This is a genomic window from Streptomyces sp. NBC_00691 (assembly GCF_036226665.1).
GTDB lineage: Bacteria > Actinomycetota > Actinomycetes > Streptomycetales > Streptomycetaceae > Streptomyces.
In genome coordinates, this window is sequence record NZ_CP109007.1 from 2,053,485 (window position 1) to 2,071,750 (window position 18,266).

General features: G+C 74.0%; 15 protein-coding genes. 9 read left to right on the forward strand and 6 right to left on the reverse strand.

The window, feature by feature from the left end; genetic code table 11:
- The first annotated feature begins 17 nt into the window (after positions 1–17).
- The 5 genes from OG392_RS09240 to OG392_RS09260 all read left to right on the forward strand — a co-directional run bounded on the left by OG392_RS09240 (position 18) and on the right by OG392_RS09260 (position 7,819).
- The gene (locus OG392_RS09240) at positions 18–2,084 is read left to right on the forward strand and encodes a SpoIIE family protein phosphatase (protein WP_329277469.1); all 2,067 of its coding nucleotides are present in this window, start codon (positions 18–20) and stop codon (positions 2,082–2,084) included.
- Positions 2,081–4,867, forward strand: a complete 2,787-nt coding sequence (locus OG392_RS09245; protein ID WP_329277470.1) for a SpoIIE family protein phosphatase — start codon at positions 2,081–2,083, stop codon at positions 4,865–4,867. Before OG392_RS09240 ends, OG392_RS09245 begins: the two co-directional genes overlap by 4 nt.
- A gap of 28 nt (positions 4,868–4,895) precedes the next feature.
- Positions 4,896–6,188 (forward strand): amidohydrolase, encoded by a 1,293-nt coding sequence (locus OG392_RS09250; protein WP_443054727.1) that lies wholly within the window; start codon positions 4,896–4,898, stop codon positions 6,186–6,188.
- Positions 6,189–6,300: 112 nt separating this feature from the next.
- Entirely contained in the window at positions 6,301–7,008 is a 708-nt protein-coding gene (locus OG392_RS09255) for a GntR family transcriptional regulator (RefSeq protein WP_329277473.1), read from the forward strand.
- 46 nt (positions 7,009–7,054) lie between these two features.
- Entirely contained in the window at positions 7,055–7,819 is a 765-nt protein-coding gene (locus OG392_RS09260) for a maleylpyruvate isomerase family mycothiol-dependent enzyme (protein ID WP_329277474.1), read from the forward strand.
- Between the two features lie 54 nt (positions 7,820–7,873).
- Here the strand turns inward: OG392_RS09260 and OG392_RS09265 are convergent, their stop codons facing one another.
- Together OG392_RS09265 and OG392_RS09270 are read right to left on the reverse strand one after the other, a co-directional pair.
- A complete protein-coding gene (locus OG392_RS09265; RefSeq protein ID WP_329287160.1) occupies positions 7,874–9,007 on the reverse strand; it encodes a hypothetical protein in 1,134 nt (377 codons plus the stop codon).
- Between the two features lie 65 nt (positions 9,008–9,072).
- Positions 9,073–10,005 carry a 5-dehydro-4-deoxyglucarate dehydratase gene (locus tag OG392_RS09270; RefSeq protein WP_329277475.1) on the reverse strand — a complete coding sequence of 311 codons (933 nt, stop codon included), beginning with the start codon at positions 10,003–10,005 and terminating at the stop codon, positions 9,073–9,075.
- Positions 10,006–10,265: 260 nt separating this feature from the next.
- Here OG392_RS09270 and OG392_RS09275 point away from each other — a divergent pair, with 260 nt between their 5' ends.
- The gene (locus tag OG392_RS09275) at positions 10,266–11,075 is read left to right on the forward strand and encodes an NAD-dependent epimerase/dehydratase family protein (RefSeq protein WP_329277476.1); all 810 of its coding nucleotides are present in this window, start codon (positions 10,266–10,268) and stop codon (positions 11,073–11,075) included.
- A 20-nt stretch (positions 11,076–11,095) separates the two neighbouring features.
- On the forward strand, positions 11,096–11,854 hold the full coding sequence (locus OG392_RS09280; RefSeq protein ID WP_329277478.1) for an SDR family oxidoreductase: 759 nt from the start codon (positions 11,096–11,098) through the stop codon (positions 11,852–11,854).
- Between the two features lie 320 nt (positions 11,855–12,174).
- Here OG392_RS09280 and OG392_RS09285 read toward each other — a convergent pair whose 3' ends face one another.
- Positions 12,175–13,110 (reverse strand): AraC family transcriptional regulator, encoded by a 936-nt coding sequence (locus tag OG392_RS09285; protein WP_329277481.1) that lies wholly within the window; start codon positions 13,108–13,110, stop codon positions 12,175–12,177.
- Positions 13,111–13,258: 148 nt separating this feature from the next.
- On the opposite strand from OG392_RS09285, the gene OG392_RS09290 reads away from it, so the two are divergent.
- Together OG392_RS09290 and OG392_RS09295 are read left to right on the forward strand one after the other, a co-directional pair.
- Positions 13,259–13,498, forward strand: coding sequence for a hypothetical protein (locus OG392_RS09290; RefSeq protein WP_329277483.1), 240 nt, complete (start codon positions 13,259–13,261; stop codon positions 13,496–13,498).
- Positions 13,499–13,534: 36 nt separating this feature from the next.
- On the forward strand, positions 13,535–14,779 hold the full coding sequence (locus tag OG392_RS09295; protein WP_329277485.1) for a TerD family protein: 1,245 nt from the start codon (positions 13,535–13,537) through the stop codon (positions 14,777–14,779).
- A 21-nt stretch (positions 14,780–14,800) separates the two neighbouring features.
- Here OG392_RS09295 and OG392_RS09300 read toward each other — a convergent pair whose 3' ends face one another.
- From OG392_RS09300 to OG392_RS09310, 3 genes are all read right to left on the reverse strand, one after another.
- Entirely contained in the window at positions 14,801–15,823 is a 1,023-nt protein-coding gene (locus OG392_RS09300; RefSeq protein ID WP_329277487.1) for a 1-aminocyclopropane-1-carboxylate deaminase, read from the reverse strand.
- A 144-nt stretch (positions 15,824–15,967) separates the two neighbouring features.
- A complete protein-coding gene (locus OG392_RS09305; protein WP_329277489.1) occupies positions 15,968–16,738 on the reverse strand; it encodes a GntR family transcriptional regulator in 771 nt (256 codons plus the stop codon).
- A 66-nt stretch (positions 16,739–16,804) separates the two neighbouring features.
- Positions 16,805–18,253, reverse strand: a complete 1,449-nt coding sequence (locus tag OG392_RS09310; protein WP_329277491.1) for an alkaline phosphatase PhoX — start codon at positions 18,251–18,253, stop codon at positions 16,805–16,807.
- Positions 18,254–18,266: the final 13 nt, after the last annotated feature.

Genomic DNA, 18,266 nt, shown 5'->3' on the forward strand with positions numbered 1-18,266 from the left:
GGCGGGAGGAGGGCAGTGTGACGGCCGGTTCCTTCCCGGGGACGGCGGGGCGGGTCGGTGTGCCCCTCGACGGCAAGGGCCTTCTCGACGTGCTGGGGGTCGCCGCCGTCGTCATCGACGCCCACGGCCGGATCGTGCTCTGGAGCCCGCAGGCCGAGGATCTCTTCGGCTTCGGCGCCGACGAGGCCCTGGGCCAGTACATGGCCCGGCTGGTCGTCGGGGCCGACCACCGGGAGGAGGCGCTGCGCCTCTTCGGAGAGGTGCTGCGCGAGGGCTCGACCTGGGCGGGGGTCTTCCCCGTACGGCACAAGGACGGCACCGTACGGAACGTGGAGTTCCGCAACATGCGGCTCACCGACGACCTGGGGGGTCTGTACGCGCTCGGCATCGCCGCCGACCGCTCGGCCGTCGAACGGGTCGAGGCCGAGCTCGCGCTCTCCGACCGGCTCGTGTCCCAGTCCCCGATCGGCCTCGCCGTCCTGGACACCGACCTGCGCTACGTCCTGGTGAACCCCGCCCTGGAGAGGATCAACGGGATCCCGGCCGCGATGCACCTCGGACGGCGGATCGGCGAGATGGTGCCCGAGATCGACGCCCCGGCCCTCGAAGCCGCGCTGCGCGCCGTCCTGACCACGGGCACACCGCTGCTCGACCACCCCACCGTCGGACGGACCCCGGCCGACCCTGACCACGACCACGCCTGGTCGGTGTCCTTCTACCGCCTGGAAGGACCGGAGGACCGGATCCTGGGGGTCGCCGCCTCCGTGATCGACGTGACCGAGCGGATGCGGGCGGACGCGGACGCCGACCGCTCCCGGCGGCGGCTGGCCCTCATCGCGGACGCCTCGGCCCGGGTCGGCACCACCCTGGAGGTGGAGAAGACCGCCGACGAGCTGGCCTCGGTGGTGGTGCCGGAACTCGCCGACATCGCCGCGGTCGACGTCCTCGACTCCGTCCTCGCCCTGCGCAGGCCCGGCGCTCCTGAGGAGGGGCCCGAACTGTTCCGGGCCCTCGCGGTGAAGGCCGCGGGCCGGACGGAGGCGCTGCCGGCCGCGGACCCGCCCGGGGCGATCACCATGTACGGGGCCGACCGGCTCGTCACCCGGTGCGTGCACACCGGGCTGCCCGTCCTGGTGGAACGCGTCGGCCCCGGCGATCTGTCCCGGATCGCGCGGAGCCCCGAGGCGGCCGAGCTGCTCGCCCGGGCGGGGGTGCACTCGTATCTGGCGGTGCCGCTGATCGCGCGCGGCGAGGTACTCGGCGCGCTCGACCTCAAGCGGGACCGCAACCGACTGCCCTTCGACGGTGACGACGTGCTGCTCGCGACGGAGCTCGCGGCCCGCGCGGCGGTCAGCATCGACAACGCGCGCTGGTACCAGAGCGTGCGGAACTCGGCGGTGACGCTCCAGCGCAGTCTGCTGCCGGGCGTGCCGCCGGATCAGACGGGTCTGGAGGTCGCGGCCCGCTACCAGCCCGCGCAGGCGTCGAGCGAGGTCGGGGGCGACTGGTACGACGTGATCCCGCTGCCCGACGACAAGACGGCGCTGGTCGTCGGGGACGTGATGGGCAGCGGGATCGACGCGGCGGCGGCGATGGGCCGGCTGCGGACCGCCACCTGCGCGTTCGCCGACCTCGATCTCCCGCCCTCCGAGGTCCTGCGGCATCTGGACCGGATCACGGCGGGCCTGGAGCACTACATCGCGACCTGCCTGTTCGCCGTGCACGACCCGGAACTCGACCGGGTCCGGATCTCGAACGCGGGGCATCTGCCGCCGGTACGGATCCCGGCGGACGGCCCGGCCGAGCTGGTGTCCGTACCGCCGGGAACGCCGCTCGGAGTGGGCGGCGGCACGTTCCGCACGACCTGGGTGCCCTTCCGGCCGGGCGACCGGCTCGTGCTCTACACGGACGGTCTGATCGAGACCCGCCACGAGGCGATCGACGAGCGGCTCGCCCTGCTCGTGGGCCTCCTCGACGACATGCGCGGTCCCCTCGAGGAGACCTGCGACCAGCTCCTCCGGGCCCTGCGCCGGCCCGGTGCTCCGGACGACGTCGCGCTGCTCATCGCCCGGAGCACGGGATGACGGCCCGGGACGGGGCGCGCGGGAAGGACGCCGGGGCGCGGCGGAACCCTTCCGGCAGGCGCGGGACGGGGCTGCGGAGCGTGGCCGGGCAGGTCTTCGCCCTGGAGGCGCTGATCGCGCTCCTGGTGATCGCGGCGGCCGTGTTCGTGACGTTCTACCAGGCGCGCAGCGACACCCAGCGGGACGCCGAGGTCCGCTCGCTCGCGGTCGCGGAGGCCTTCGCGAAGGCACCGGGCATCGACGCGGCCCTCGCCTCGCCCGACCCGACGGCCGTGCTCCAGGAACGGGCGGAACAGACCCGGCGGGCGACGGGGGTGGACTTCATCGCCGTCCTGAACCGGGACGGGGTGCGCTACACCGACTCGGAACCGGAGCTGATCGGCCGCAAGGCGACCGGTGACCTCAACCGGGCGGTGGTGGACGGCGAGTCCTACACGGAGCTGTTCCGGGGCGCGCCCAACGACGCCGTACGGGCCGTGGTCCCCGTCGTGAACGACCAGGGCCGGATCGTCGGACTGGTCACGAGCGGCGTCGAGGTGCAGAACATCACGGACGCCGTACGCAACCGGCTGCCGCTGCTCATCGGCGTGGCGGGCGGCGCGCTCGCGGTCGCCGTGGGCGGGGCCGCCCTGGTGAGCCGTCGGCTGCGGCGGCAGACGCACGGCCTCGGACCGGCCGAGATGACACGGATGAAGGAGCACCACGAGGCGGTCCTGCACGCGGTGCGCGAAGGCGTCCTGATCGTGGGCCCGGACCGCCGGCTGCTCCTCGCCAACGACGAGGCGCGCCGTCTGCTCGGCCTGACGCCGGACATGGAGCGGCTGCACGTGTCGGAGCTCGGGCTCGACGCCCGGACGGTCGAGCTCCTGGAGTCGGGCCGGTCCGCGACGGACGAGGTGCACCGGGCGGGCGACCGGCTCCTCGCGGTGAGCGTGCGGCCCACGCTCCCGGCCGGGCGGGAGTCCGGCTGTGTGATGACGATGCGGGACACCACCGAGCTGGCCGCCCTGACAGGCCGGGCGGCGGTGGCCCGCGGCCGGCTCCAGCTGCTCTACGAGGCGGGCGTACGGATCGGGACGACCCTGGAGGTCGTCCGGACGGCGGAGGAGCTGGCGGAGGTCGCGGTGCCGCGGTTCGCGGACTTCGCGACGGTGGAGCTGCTCGAACCGGTACTGCGTGGCGAGGAACCGCCGCCGTCCTCGCCGGCGACCACGGAGATGCGGCGGACGGCGCTGAGCGGGCTGCGGCCCGACCAGCCGCTCCAGCCGGTCGGGGACACCATTCGGTTCGACGTCCCCAGCACCCCGATGGCGACGGCCCTGAGCGCGGGACACGCGATGGCGCAGGCGGAGCTGGCCTCGGCGGAGGGCTGGCGGGAGCAGGACCCGGAGGGGGCGGCGCAGGCCCTCGCCTACGGGATGCACTCGCTGCTCACGGTGCCGCTGCTGGCCCGTGGGGTGGTTCTGGGGATGGCGAACTTCTGGCGGGCGGACACGCCCGAGCCGTTCGGCGAGGAGGACCTGTCGTTCGCGGAGGAGCTGGCGGCGCGGGCGGCGGTCGCCATCGACAACGCGCGCCGGTTCACCCGGGAGCACGCGATGGCGGTGACGCTCCAGCGGAGCCTGCTGCCGCGGGTGCTGCCGGACCAGAGCGCGGTGGACGTGGCGTACCGCTATCTCCCGGCGAAGGCGGGGGTGGGCGGCGACTGGTTCGACGTGATCCCGCTGCCGGGTGCGCGGGTGGCGCTCGTCGTCGGGGACGTCGTCGGGCACGGGCTGCACGCGGCGGCCACCATGGGGCGGCTGCGGACGGCGGTGCACAACTTCTCGACGCTCGACGTGCCGCCGGACGAGCTCCTCGGGCATCTCGACGAGCTGACGGGCCGGATCGACGACCGGGAGTCGGAGGGCCCGGACGTCGAGGGGAGGCGGCGCGACGAGGGCATCAGGGGCGCGACCTGCCTGTACGCGATCTACGACCCGGCGTCCGGGGCGTGCACGGTGGCGAGCGCGGGTCATCCCGGTCCGGCCCTGGTGGGCGCGGACGGGCGGGTCGAGTTCCCCGAGCTGGCGCCGGGGCTGCCGCTGGGGCTGGGGCTGGGCGACGTACCGTTCGAGGCGACGGAGCTGCTCCTTCCGGAGGGCACCAAGCTGGTGCTGTTCACGGACGGGCTCCTGGAGGACCGGGGCCGGGACCTCGACACGGGTCTGGGGCTGCTGAGGTCCACGCTGGCCCGGCCGGACCGGAGCCCGGAGCAGACCTGCGCGGACGTCCTGGCGACCCTTCTGTCGCCCACGCCGCGCGACGACATCGCCCTGCTCGTGGCCCGCACCCGGCTGCTCGACCGGGAGCGGATCGCCGAGTGGGAGGTGGCGCGCGACCCGTCGGCGGTCTCGCCGGTGCGGAACGCTGCGGCGGCGCAGCTGTCGGAGTGGGGGCTCGACGGGCTCGCGTTCACGGCGGAGCTGGTCCTCAGCGAGCTGATCACGAACGCGGTGCGGTACGGCGCCGACCCGGTGCGGGTGCGGCTGCTCCACGACCGGACGCTGATCTGCGAGGTGTCGGACGGCAGCAGTACCTCGCCGCATCTGCGGCACGCGGCGGCGACGGACGAGGGCGGGCGCGGGCTGTATCTGGTGGCGCAGTACGCGGATCGCTGGGGCACCCGCTACGGCCGGCGCGGCAAGACGATCTGGGCGGAGCTGCGGGTGGGCGCGGACGACGCGGAACCGGTCGTGACGGCGGTGCCGGATCTGGACGCGCTGGAGGATCTGGCCTGGTGAAGCGGGGTGGCAGTGGTACGGCGGGGCCTTGAGGGGGCGATTGCGGAGGGCCGTGGTATACCAGATCACGGCATGCGCCCACCGTACCGCCGACCGCTCCGAGGAGACTCCCGTGACCCCGCCGCCGCCCCGCACCGCGACCCTCTTCCACGACGTACGGCCCTTCGGCGAGCGGTCCGGCGACCTGATCGCCGTGGACGGCGTGCTGGTTCCCGAGGTACCGGCGGGCGCCGTCGTCGAGCGGGTCGACGGCGGCGGGCGGCTGGCGCTGCCGACCCTGGTCGACGCGCACATCCACCCGGACAAGACGTCCTGGGGCGAGCCCTGGCACAGCAGGCGCCCCGCGGACGGCATCGCCGCGTATGCCGCCGGGGACGTGGAACTCTCCCGCGCGCTGCCGACACCGGTGGGCGAACGGGCGCTGCGGCTGATGTCGCACGCGGCGGCCCGGGGCACGCGCGCGATGCGCGCCCACGCGGACGTGGCCCCGGCCTACGGCCTCTCCGGGATCGAGGGGGTGGCCGAGGCTGCGGCGAAGCTGGCCGGGATCGTGGACGTGGAGCTGGTCGCCTTCCCGCAGCACGGCGTGGTGCGGGAGCCGGGGGTGGCCGAGCTGCTCGCGGAGGCGGCGGCGAGCGGTCTGGTGACGCACATCGGCGGCATCGACCCGGCCGGCTTCGACACGGCGGACGGGGCGGCCGGGGGCGACCAGCTCGGCATCGTGTTCACGCTGGCGGAGCGGTACGGCCTGGGCCTCGACATCCATCTGCACGACCGGGGCGAGCAGGGCCTGGCCCCGCTGCGGGACATCGCGGCCCGCACGCGCGCGCTGGGTCTCCAGGGCCGGGTGAGCGTGGCGCACGCCTTCGCGGTGGCCGGCCTGTCGGGCCGCGACCTCGACGAGACGGCGGACCTGCTCGCGGAGGCGGACATCGCCCTCACGACGGTCGCCCTGTCGGTGACGACGATCCTTCCGTTCCGGCGGCTCGCCGAGCGCGGGGTACGGGTCGGGCTGGGCTCGGACGGAGTCAGGGACAACTGGAGCCCGTTCGGCGACGCGGACATGCTGCATCGGGCGTGGCTCGCGGCCTGGGCCCTGGACCTGCGGCTCGACGAGGAGCTGGAGGCCTGCTTCCGGCTGGCGGCGGACGGCGGCGCGGCTCTCCTGGGCCTCCCGAGGGCGGACCTCCGCCCCGGCTCTCCGGCCGACTTCATGCTGCTCGACGGGGAGTGCGTCCCCCAGGCGGTGGTGGACCTCCCGCGCCGCGACGTGGTGGTCCGCGCGGGCCGGGTGGTGGCCAGGGACGGCCACCTGGTCTGACGGCCCCTCCTCCCCCCGTACCGGATCAGTCGCGTTCCACGTCCGCCGTCGTCAGGGAACGGGTCTGCGAAGATCGAAGGAGCACGACATCCACCCGACTGGAGCCGCCCCCATGACCGTCCACCGCCCCGCCGCCCGCGGCACCGCCGTCGGGGACACCCACCAGTCCCTGCGGGAGCGGGTCTACGTGGAGCTGCGCGAGCGGATCATCGAGGCGGAGTACCCGGCGGGCCTGCGGCTCGTGGAGCGGGAGATCGCCGACGAGCTGAGGGTCTCCCGGGTGCCGGTGCGCGAGGCGATGCAGCGCCTGGAGTCGGAGGGCTTCCTCTCGGTGCAGCCGCGCCGGGGTTCGGTGGTGGCGGACTTCGGCCCGGCGGACGCCGAGTACCTCTTCGACGTACGGGAGAACCTGGAGGGGCTGGCCGCGCGGCTCGCCGCCCGGCACGCGAGCCCCATGCGCCTGCGGGACCTGGAAAGGCTGTTGGCGCGGGCCAGGAAGGCCGCTGAGTCCGGGCGGCTCCGCGAGGCCGTCTCCCTCAACGCCGACTTCCACCGGCAGATCGTCGAACTCTCCGGCAACCCGCTCCTGGTGGACCTGATGGCCCCGCTCGACTCCCGGCTGCGGCGGCTCTTCCGGCTCACCTCGGCGCAGTCGGACGGCGAGCCGATGTGCGGGGCCCACGAGCGGCTCTACGAGGCCGTCCGCGACCACGACGAGGACGGCGCGGAGGCGCTGGCCCGCGCCCATGTCGCGGACACCCGCGCCTCCGCCGCCCGTCTGCTGGCCACGTCCCCGGGGGAGCCCGGGAGGGCGTCCTGACTTAATCGGGTGCGTCGGCATCCGGCGGGGTGGTACAAGATCCCGCGTGACTGAGAACCTCGACTTCCCCGCCCTGCTGCAGATGATCGACGAGCGGTCCGCCGCGTTCCGCGCCGCGATCACCGCCGCCCCGAGCCTCGACGCCGACGTCCCGTCCTGCCCGGGGTGGACGCTGTACGACCTGGCGCACCACCTCAGCGAGGGGGACCGCTTCTGGGCCCACATCGTGCGGAACACCGCGCCGGGCGACGAGCGGCCGAGCAAGGACGGGCTGGCGGCGCCCAAGGAGCGCGAGGCCCTGGTGGCCTGGTGTGCGGACTCGACGGAGCAGCTGCTGGCCGCCCTGCGCGAGGCCGGCCCGGACCGGGCCTGCTGGGCCTGGTGGGAGCCGCTGGCCTCGCCGCACACGGTGGCCGCCGTGGCCCGCCGCCGCGTCCCGGAGTCGATGATTCACACCTACGACGCCCAGCTGGCCTCCGGCGCCCCACAGGAGTTGCCGACGACCGAGGCGCTCGACGCCGCCGAGGAGTTCCTCGCCACCGTCTGCACCGCCACGACTCCGTGGCCGGGCGAGCCCGCCACCATGGACTACCACGCGGCCGAGGGCCGCTCATGGCGCCAGACGGTGGACTCCGCCGGCACCCGGTTCACCCGCCTCACCCCGGCGGAGGCCGCCGACAGCAAGCCCACCGCCGCCCTCCACGGCACGGCGAGCGAGCTGGCCCTGCTGATGTACATGCGCGTCCCGGCCGACGCGGTGCGGATGGAGGGGGACGCCGGGCTGCTCCGGCGGCTGCAGAACTGGGGCTGATGTCCTGAGCCCCTGATCGTCGGCAGTACGCGGCGAGGGACTCGGGAAGAGGTGTCAGCCCAGTTTCCGCAGGGCCGTCCGGACGGCGGCCAGGTCCTCGTCCGAGGCCAGCCCGGCGTGGTAGAGCCGCAGTTCACCGGCGCCCGCCTCGCGGGCCCGCTCGGCGTCCTCGGCCAGCCGGCCGGGCGCGCCGCCCATGCCGGTGACGACGGACAGGTTCGCCGCGAGGACGGTGTCCACGCGCGCGTGGGCGGCGAACTCCGCGACCCGGTGCGGCCGGGCGACCACCCCGTCAGCGAGGCCCAGGACGTGCGCCGGGTCGGTGCCGGTGTCGGCACCGCACGTGTACGGGTCGGGGTCGGCGTGCAGCATGACCCGGAAGCCGGGTGGCGCGGCGGCCCGTACGGCGGCCACGGCTGCCTCCTGGAAGGCGCGGGCGGTCCCGGCGCGCCAGGCACCGGCCGGGGCCTCCAGGGCACCGAGACCGCCCGCCGGACCCGATCCGGCCCATACGGGTCCCAGGGCGCCCCGCACGGCGGCGGCCAGCTCCTCGGGGTCGACGCCCTCGCCCCCGTACCCCTCGCGGCAGGAGGGGCAGAAGCAGAGCGACATCAGGTACTGCGCGCGCCCGTCGAGGGCGATGCCGCCGGTCTTGTCGTGGGCGTGGAGATGGGCGAGGCCGTACCAGCCGCAGGACTCCAGCTCGGTGCCGGCGGCGCCCGGCCGTACGGCCGCCTCGGCGGCCAGGTCCACGAGCAGCTCACGGACCTCCGGGCGGGCGACGCAGGGCGCCCAGGGGTAGCGGTCGCCGTAGGCGTTGACGACGGAGGTCTCCGGATGTTCGGCGCCGAGACGGGAATTGTGCGCGAGCACGACCCAGCTGTGCACGTCGAGGCCGGTGGGCGCGAGGGCCTCGGCGGCCCGCCCGAAGGCGTCGCCGGGGGCCCACTCCCCCGCCGGGTACGGGCGGAGCGGGCGGCCGGCCCAGCGGTCCGGGTCCGGCGGGTAGAGCACGGCGGCGTGCTCGGCGGTGACGATCCGGCGGGCGGGGTGACGGGGGGTCAGCGCCCGGGTGGAGTGGTAGGCGGCGGCGAGGGTGACCTGCGCGAGGCCCAGCTCGGCGAGCAGCCCGGGAGCGGCGGGGTCGCCGTCGACGTCCCAGGGGTAGACGAAGGCGCCGGCACGCATCCCACCACCACCGCTCCCGCTTCCGCCTGCGGTGCCGCCGGTTCCGGCGTTCGCCGTGTCCCCGCTCACGCGCCGAGCTCCTTCAGGGCGGCCCGTCCCCGCTCGACAAGGCGCATGAGGGCGTCGACGTGCTCGGGCGCGGGCTCGCTCAGCGGCGGCCGTACGGGTCCCACGTCCAGGCCTCCCCGCCGTACCGCCGCCTTGACGAGCGAGACGGCGTATCCCCGTCCCTCGGCGCGGAGTTCGACGAGCGGCCGGTAGAAGTCGTCGACGAGCCGGTTCACGCTGGTGTCGTCGCCGGTGGCGAGCGCACGGTGGAAGGCGAGGGCGATGTCCGGAGCGAAGCAGAAGACGGCGGAGGAGTAGAGGGCGACGCCGATGCCCCGGTAGGCGAGGCCGGTGAGTTCGGCTGTCGGCAGTCCGTTGAAGTAGAGCAGGTCGAGACCCTCGGCGCGGACGGCGCTGACGATCCGCTGCATCAGGTCGAGGTCGCCGAGGCCGTCCTTGAGGCCGATGATGCCGTCCGTACGGGCGAGGGCGACGGCCGTGGCCGGGGTGAGGATCGCGTTGTCGCGCTGGTAGACGATGACGTCGAGCGAGGTCGCGGCGGCGAGTTCGGTGTAGTGGCGGAGCAGTCCGGCCTGGTCGGCGACGACGAGGTACGGCGGCATGGCGAGGAGTCCGTCGGCGCCGGCCTCCTCGGCGAGCCGGGCGTACCGGACGGCGAGCGCGGTGCCGTAGCCGGCGCCCGCGACGACGGGGACGCGGCCGGCGGTCTCCTCGACGGCGGCGGCGACGCAGTCCCGGAACTCCTCGGGGGTCAGGGCGTGGAATTCGCCGGTGCCGCAGCAGGCGAACACGGCGGCGGCGCCCGCGTCGACACCCGCGCGCACATGGGCGCGGAAGGTGTCGAGGTCGACGGAGCCGTCCGGCGCGAAGGCGGTGACGGGAAAGAACAGCAGGCCGTCGAGCCGGCCGGCGAGCGGGGCAGTGGTCACGGTCGCTCCCAGGGAAGTCCGTCGTACAGGGCCATCTCGTGCACAGTTATGACTGTCATCCATATTCTTGAACACTGACGCTTCGCACGCTAGAACAGCACGGAAGGGCCGGTCAAGGAGGGAACGCGCCCTGTCGCACACTCTTGACGCTCCGTCGGGCCGCTCCCTAGCGTGTCCACGGTTGTGAATTCCACTCACGTGAATGCCGCGGCGCGCGGTTGAATGCCACCGCATGCCGCTCGACGGAGGAGATCCGCTCCATGCCCGCACCCCGCACCGTCCTGCTCACCGGCGCCGCCGGAGGCGTCGGCACGCTGATGCGGGAGCTGCTGCCCCCGCTCGGCTACGAGCTCCGCCTCCTGGACGTCGCCCCCGTGCCGGGGGCACCGGACGCGATCGTCGCCGACCTCGCCGACCGCGCGGCGCTGCGCGAGGCGGTCCGGGGCGTCGACGCGATCGTGCACCTGGCGGGCATCTCCCTGGAGTCGACCTTCGACAAGATCATGGCGGCCAACATCGCCGGGACCCACCACCTCTACGAGGCCGCCCGCGAGGAGGGCGTCCCGCGCGTGGTGTTCGCCTCCAGCAACCACGCCGTCGGCTTCACCAGGCAGCCCCGCGAGGGCGACCCGCTCGTGCCGGTCGGCACCCCGCACCGCCCGGACACCTTCTACGGCCTGTCCAAGTGCTTCGGCGAGGACCTGGCACAGCTCTACTGGGACCTGCACGGCGTCGAGACCGTCTCGGTCCGCATCGGCTCCTGCTTCCCCGAGCCCACCTCCGTCCGGATGCTGTCGATGTGGCTCAGCCCCGCCGACTGCGCCCGTCTCCTGCACGCCGCGCTCACCGCCGAGGACGTGGCCCACACGATCGTGTACGGCTCGTCCGCCAACACGCGCGCGTGGTGGGACCTCTCCTCGGCCCGGGCGCTCGGCTTCACGCCGCGGGACGACTCGGAGGTCTACGCGGAGAAGCTCATCGCCGACAGGGGCTTCCCGCCGGAGGACAGCGCCGACGCCCTCTACCTGGGCGGCCACTTCTGCGTGTCCCCGCCGCAGTGGCCGCACTGACACGACGACAGGAGCACCCCATGGATCCACGCCCCCTCGCCCTCGTGACCGGCGTCGGCCGTACGGTCGGCATCGGCGTGGGCATCGCCGACCGCCTCGCGGAGTCCGGCTGGGACGTCGCGTTCACGTACTGGACCCCCTACGACCGGCGCATGGAATGGGGCGAGGAGCGCGGCGCCGCCGCGGCCGTCACCGGCCGGCTGGCCGCACGGGGCGCCGCCTGTACGGCCGTCGAGGCCGACCTCGCCGATCCCGAGGCGCCCGCGCGCGTCTTCGACACGGCCGAGGAGCGGCTCGGGCGCCCGGTCACCGCTCTCGTCATGTGCCACTGCGAGTCGGTCGACTCCGGGCTCCTCGACACCACCGTCGAGAGCTTCGACCGTCATTTCGCGGTCAACGCGCGCGCGTCCTGGCTGCTGATCCGGGAGTACGGCCGACGGTTCACCGGCACCCCGGGAACCGGTCGCATCGTCGCCCTGACCAGCGACCACACCGTGGGGAACCTGCCGTACGGAGCGAGCAAGGGCGCCCTCGACCGCATCACACTGGCCGCCGCGCGCGAGCTCGCGCACCTCGGGGTCACCGCCAACGTCGTCAATCCGGGCCCGGTGGACACCGGCTGGATGACGGAACCGCTCCGGGAGGAGATGACGCGCCAGACCCCGCTCGGCCGCCTCGGCACCCCCCGGGACACCGCGCACCTGGTCGACTTCCTCTGCTCGCCCGAAGGACAGTGGATCAACGGGCAGCTGCTGATGAGCAACGGAGGGCTCGCGTGAGACGCACGGTGTGAGCGGCGGGGGCGCCCGAGCCCGTCGGGCAGAGGGACGGGCAGGAGTACGCAGGACCCGGCCGGACTGATACGGGGGAGCCGGCCGGGGCCCGGGTCACGGCGCGCGCTGGCAGCCGGACCTGCTCACCGTAGGCCCGGACGAAGATCATCGCGAGCCACGGAACGCGACCTCTGTCCGGAATGCGCGGTGGGTTGATGCAGGGAAGCCCGCCGGTCAGCGAAAGACGCGCCCCCTTATGCGCCCCGGCGCACGCCGGGCCTACGGCGACCGGCGCACGGCCTGCCCGAGGGGGACCGGAAGCCGCGTCAACGGCACCCGCGCAAGGTCTCCGAAGGCGACTCGCCGTACTTCTCCCGGTAGCGCGCCGCGAAGCGGCCCTGGTGGGCGAAGCCCCAGCGCCAGGCCACCTCGCTCACGCCCACCTCGTCCGGCGCGGCCGCCCGCAGCTCCTCACGGACCCGGTCGAGCCGGACCTCCCGTACGTACGCCATCGGCGACATCCCCACGTACTCGCGGAACGACTCCTGGAGACGGCGCACGCTCACCCGGGCCAGGAGGGCCAGTTCGGTGGTCGTGAACGGATACTCGGGGCGCTCCCGCACCGCGTCCATCACCCGCTTGACGGGGGCCGGCCGCCGCGGCTCCCCCGGGTGCGCGAGCGCCTCGCGCCAGGGGTGCTCGGCGGCGAGCAGCAGCCCGTTGAGCAGCGCCTCCTGCAAGGGGCGCGCCACCAGCTCGTGCCGGGCGAGGCCCTCGCCGGCGAGCGCCTCCGCGGCGACCTGTCGGGCGAAGCGCACCCAGCTCAGACCGGGACCGCGGCTGATGTCCAGGCCGGGCGCGAAGACGAGCGGACCCCGGGGCGGGCGACCGATCAGCGCCTCCAGACGGTCGCGCAGCTCGGCCGCCCCGACCTTCACCGACAGCGTCCGGCAGTCACCGGTCCAGCGGTCGAGGAAGGTGTCGCCCGCCGGGTCGAGCAGCAGGGCCCCGGTATCCGTCGCGACGATCGGGGCGCCGCCCTGGCGCATCTCCATCCGCCCGCTGAGCGGCGCGTTCAGGTGGTACGCGCCCAGCTCCCCGAAGCTCATCCGCACATCGGCCCCGCAGCTCAGGTCGCCGATGACCAGCGGGCCGAGCACGACCGTGTCGAAGCGGGCCGCGAAGGGGCGCCGCTCGCGGTCGACGAGGTCCATCCGGTTCGCGTAGTAGCGGGCGTCGAGCTCCACGCGTGCCTCGTCCACGTCCTGTGTCCGAAAACAGTTGCCGTCGACCGCGCCCACAGCGCCCCCCGCCCCCGCCGGTTCCACCGGCCCCTCCGCCCCCACTGCACCCATGGGTCGAAAGAATATTCATATGACGGATCTGACCGGGAACGGCAGGATGCCCGGCATGCCACGACCTCATGGATTCACGTACGAACAGCGCCGGGACGGCTCGGTGGTCCTCACCCACCAGGGACGCGCCGCCGGTGTGCTGCGCGGCGCCCGCGCCGAGAAGTTCCTCGCCGAGGTCGGGTCGGGCGACGCCCAGCTCGTCATGGCCCGGTGGACGGGCGCGTACCGCTTCGGCAACGAGCGCCAGGCCAGGAACCATCCGCGTAATCAAGGTGGCCGAACCGGCCGAGGGTAAGGGAACGGCAAAGGTGCCCGGTTCGTTAGCCCAGGCATGACCGCTATGACCCCCGGCTCGAACATCCCTCTCACCGCCGCGCGCGTGGCGGTGGACGTCGCCGCCCCGGTGCGGCTCGACGTCTCGGGCCTGCTGCTCGGCGCCAACGGCAAGGTGCGCTCGGACGACGACTTCATCTTCTACAACCAGCCCTCAGGGCCCGGTGTCACCTACCGCTCCGGCGGCGGTGCCGCCCCCGACGCGATCCTGGTGGACACCGGCGCCGTCCCGGCCGGCATCGAGAGGATCGTCGTCACCGCGAGCCCCGACGCCGCGGGCCAGACCTTCCAGGGCATCGAGCCCACCGCCACCCTCCGCAACGCGGACGACGGCACCGTCCTGGCCACCTTCACCCCGCCGCAGCTGGCCTCCGAGACGGCGCTCGTCGTCGTGGAGATCTATCTGCGCAACGGGGCGTGGAAGGCCCGCGCCGTCGGCCAGGGCTATGCGAACGGCCTGGCGGGCATCGCGACCGACTTCGGCGTCTCGGTGGACGACGAGCCCGCCGCCGCCCCGGCCGCGGCCGCGCCCGCCCCCGTCGCCCCGCCCGCCCCGGTCGCGCCGCCGGTGGCACCCCCCGCGCCGCCGGCGCCACCCGTCGCCCCGGTGGACCCCCGGATCGCGGCCGCCACGCCGTCCGCTCCCCCGGCCCCCGCCTCCTCGGGCAAGATCAACCTCGACAAGGGCCGGGTCAGTCTCCAGAAGAACCAGACGGTGTCCCTGGTCAAGGGCGGCCGTCCGCTGCTCTCCCAGGTCAAGATGGGCCTCGGATGGGAGCCGGCGTACCGGGGCAAGGACATCGACCTGGACGCCTCCGTCATCGCGTACGGCCCGCAGCGCAACCACCTGGACAGCTGCTACTTCGGCAAGCTGTCCATCCTCAACGGCTCGGTGAAGCACTCCGGCGACAACCTCACCGGCGAGGGCGCGGGCGACGACGAGGTGATCGTGGTCGACCTCGGCCGGCTGCCCGCCGACGCGACGGGTCTGGTCTTCACGGTGAACTCGTTCTCCGGCCAGAAGTTCACCGAGGTCGCCAAGGCCTACTGCCGGCTGATCGACGCGGCGACGGGCGAGGAGCTGGTCCGCTTCGACCTGACCACCGCCGAGCCGCAGACCGGCGTGATGATGGCCAAGCTGATCAAGCAGTTCACCGGCGAGTGGGAGATGACGGCGATGGGCGAGTTCGTGAAGTCGCGGACCGTCCGGGGCATGGTGAAGCCGGCCGCCCAGGCACTCTGAGCGGCCGGGTCCGCGCCCCGACTACGAGAACAGGGCGCTGTACGCGTTGAGGGCGGGCTGGCCGCCGAGGTGGGCGTAGAGCACGGTCGAGTCCCGGCCGATCTCTCCCCGGTCCACCAGATCGATCAGTCCCGCCATCGACTTCCCCTCGTACACGGGGTCGGTGACCATGCCCTCGGTGCGGGCCGCGAGCCTCATCGCGTCGAGGGTCGTCTCGTCCGGGACCCCGTACACCCCGGCGTGGTAGCGCTCGTCCAGCTCGACGTCGGCCGCCGTCACCGGGCGCTCGACACCGATGAGGGCGGCGGTGTCCCGGGCGATCCGGGTGATCTGCTCATGGGTCGGGACCGGCTTCGCGGAGGCGTCGACGCCGATGATCCGGCGGGCCGGACCACCCTCCTCCTCGGCGAGCGCGGCGAAGCCCGCGACCATGCCGGCCTGGGTGGAGCCGGTCACCGAGCAGACGACCACCGTGTCGAAGAGGACGCCGAGTTCGCGCTCCTGCTCCGCCACCTCGTACGCCCAGTTCGCGAAGCCGAGCCCGCCGAGCCGGTGGTCGGAGGCGCCCGCCGGGATCGCGTACGGCTTCCCGCCGCTCTCCTCGACCTCCCGCAGGGCCAGCTCCCAGCTCTCCTTGAAGCCGATCCCGAAGCCCGCCTTCACCAGGCGCACGTCGGCGCCCGCGAGGCGGCTGATCAGGATGTTGCCGACCTTGTCGTAGACGGAGTCGGGCCAGTCGACCCAGCTCTCCTGGACGAGGACGCAGCGCAGCCCGGCGCGGGCAGCGACGGCGGCGACCTGACGGGTGTGGTTGGACTGGACGCCGCCGATGGAGACGAGGGTGTCGCAGCCCTGGGCGAGGGCGTCGGCGACCAGGTACTCCAGCTTGCGGGTCTTGTTCCCGCCGTACGCCACACCGGAGTTGCAGTCCTCGCGCTTGGCCCAGAGGGTGGCGCCGCCGAGGTGGTGGGTGAGCCGTTCGAGGGGATGGACCGGCGAGGGCCCGAAGAGGAGCGGGTAGCGGTCGAAGTCGGTGATCGGCAAAGCGGCTCCCGGTGAGTGACGGCTGCGGGTCGACGTTCCTGGACACGGGGACGGGTACGGGGCGCGGGCGGACGCGAGGAAGGGCTCACGGGCCGGACGCGGGCGGGCCCGGCCCGACGTGGGACCGGCCCGGGAACGGACGGCCTACCCCGCCGCAGACCCGGGGGACGTGGGGGCCGCGGGGGCCGCGGGCTCGGCGGGCACGGGGGCCGCCGAGGCCACGGCAGAAGCCGTCGGCGCCGGGATTCCCGTCACCTCCGCCACCTCGATGGCGTCGTCCGCGAGCTGCTCCAGGGCCGCCCAGATCTCCGTGGTGACCCGCACCGCCTCCGCCGCGTCCCCCGCCGCGCAGGCGTCGATGAGCCGCGCGTGCAGCTCGGCCGAGCCACAGCTCCCGGCGTCGCCGAAGAGGCGCCGCTCGACCCGGCGGATGAGGGGGGTGTAGCGCGCGATCGTGGCGGCGGCGGCGTGGTTGCCGCTGGCGACGACGAGGACCTGGTGCAGCTCGTCGTCGGCCTGGAGGGCGGCCTCGACGTCGGAGGCGCGGACGGCCGCGGCGAAGCGCTCGTTGGCCTCGCGCATGGCCCGGATGCCCTCGGGCCCGAGCAGGGGGACGCCCGTCCTCGCGGCGAGTTCGTGCATCACCCGGACCACCGAGGCGGCGTCCCGGACGACCCGGCTGACCGGCCGGGTGACCCGGGTGTAGCTCTGCGGCTTGGACTCGACGAGCCCCTCGTCGCCGAGCCGGGCCAGGGCCTCCCGCACAGGTGCGCGCGAGAGCCCCAGCCGGCCGGCGAGGTCGGCGTCCTTGAGCGGGGCGCCGGGGGCGAGGTCACCGCGCACGATGGCCTCGCGCAGCGCCTCGTAGGCCCGGTCACGCAGCAGGGTCCGGCCCACGGGCCGTAATGCGTCCATGGACTGACATGTTAGATGTCAGTCCATGGAGCTGACCAGAGGTCAGAAGTGAAGGTCGGGTGCGGGTCAGCGACGCGGCTGCCGGCGCCACGGACCGGTGATCGCCACCATGATGCCCGGATCCTGGATGTTGGCGAACAGTGTCTCGCCGTCGGGCGAGAAGGTCACACCGGTGAACTCGCTGCCGTTGAGGTCGTTGCGGGCGATCGGGTAGGTGCGGCCCGAGTCGGTGGCGCCGAAGAGGTGCTGGACCCCCTCCCCGTCCTCGGCGATGACGAGCCCGCCGTAGGGGGAGACGGTGATGTTGTCGGGGCCGTCGTAGGCGCCGTCCACGTCCGGGTTCGCGTTCACGCCGAGCAGCACCTTGAGGGTGAGGGTGCGGCGCTTGGGGTCGTAGAACCAGACCTGGCCGTCGTGCGCGGCGCCGGGGCTCTCCTCCCGCGCGTAGGAGGAGACGACGTACGTGCCGCCGTCGGCCCACCACATCCCCTCCAGCTTGCGGGCGCGGGTGATCTGGCCGTCCGTGAACTGCTTGCGGACGGAGACCGTACGGCCGTCGCGGTCGGGGACGTCGACCCAGTCCACGCCGTAGACGGTGCCGATCCGGGTCGCCCGGGAGAGGTCGTCCACGAAGCGGCCCCCGGAGTCGACGCACTTGGCGGCCTGGAGGACACCGGCGTCGTCGGCGAGGGTACGGAGCTTGCCGCGGCCGTGCTCGAAGCCCTTCGGCGGGACCCAGCGGAAGAGCAGTCCGTTGGGGTTGGAGGCGTCCTCGGTGAGGTAGGCGTGGCCGCGCCGGGGGTCGATGACGACGGCCTCGTGGTCGTACCGGCCGAAGGCCTTGACCGGCTTCGGGGCGCGGTTGGCGCGGCGGTCGCGCGGGTCGACCTCGAAGATGTACCCGTGGTCCTTGGTCATGCCGTTGACGCCGGCGCGGTCCGAGTTCTCCTCGCCCGTCAGCCACGTGCCCCAGGCGGTGCTGCCGCCCGCGCAGTTGGTGGAGGTGCCGGCGATGCCGACCCACTCGGCGACGGTGCCGTCGCGGTGCACCTCGACGACCGTGCAGCCGCCGGCCGCGGCCGGGTCGTAGACGAGCCCTTCGGTGAGCGGGACCGGGTGGGCCCACTTGTCGCGGGTGCCCTTGAGCTCGTGGTTGTTGACGAGGTACGTGGTGCCGCGCGGACCGGCGAAGGCGGCGGTGCCGTCGTGGTTGGAGGGCGTGAACTCGCCGGACTCCAGGCGGGTCACACCGCTGTGGGTGATGACGCGGTACGAGAAGCCCGCGGGCAGGGCGAGCATTCCCTCGGGGTCGGCGGTGAGCTCTCCGTACCCGAGCCGGTGGCCGTGACCGTGGTCGTGCCCATGGCCGTGGTCGTGGCCGGCTCCGTACGTCTCCGGGTCGTCGGAGGCGAGGGCCTCGGGCGCGGTGGCGAGAGCCCCGACGACACCGGTGAGGGCGAGGCCCGCACCGGCGACGGCGGACTGCTTCGTGAACTCTCTGCGGTTGAGGGGCATGTGTGGTGTTCTC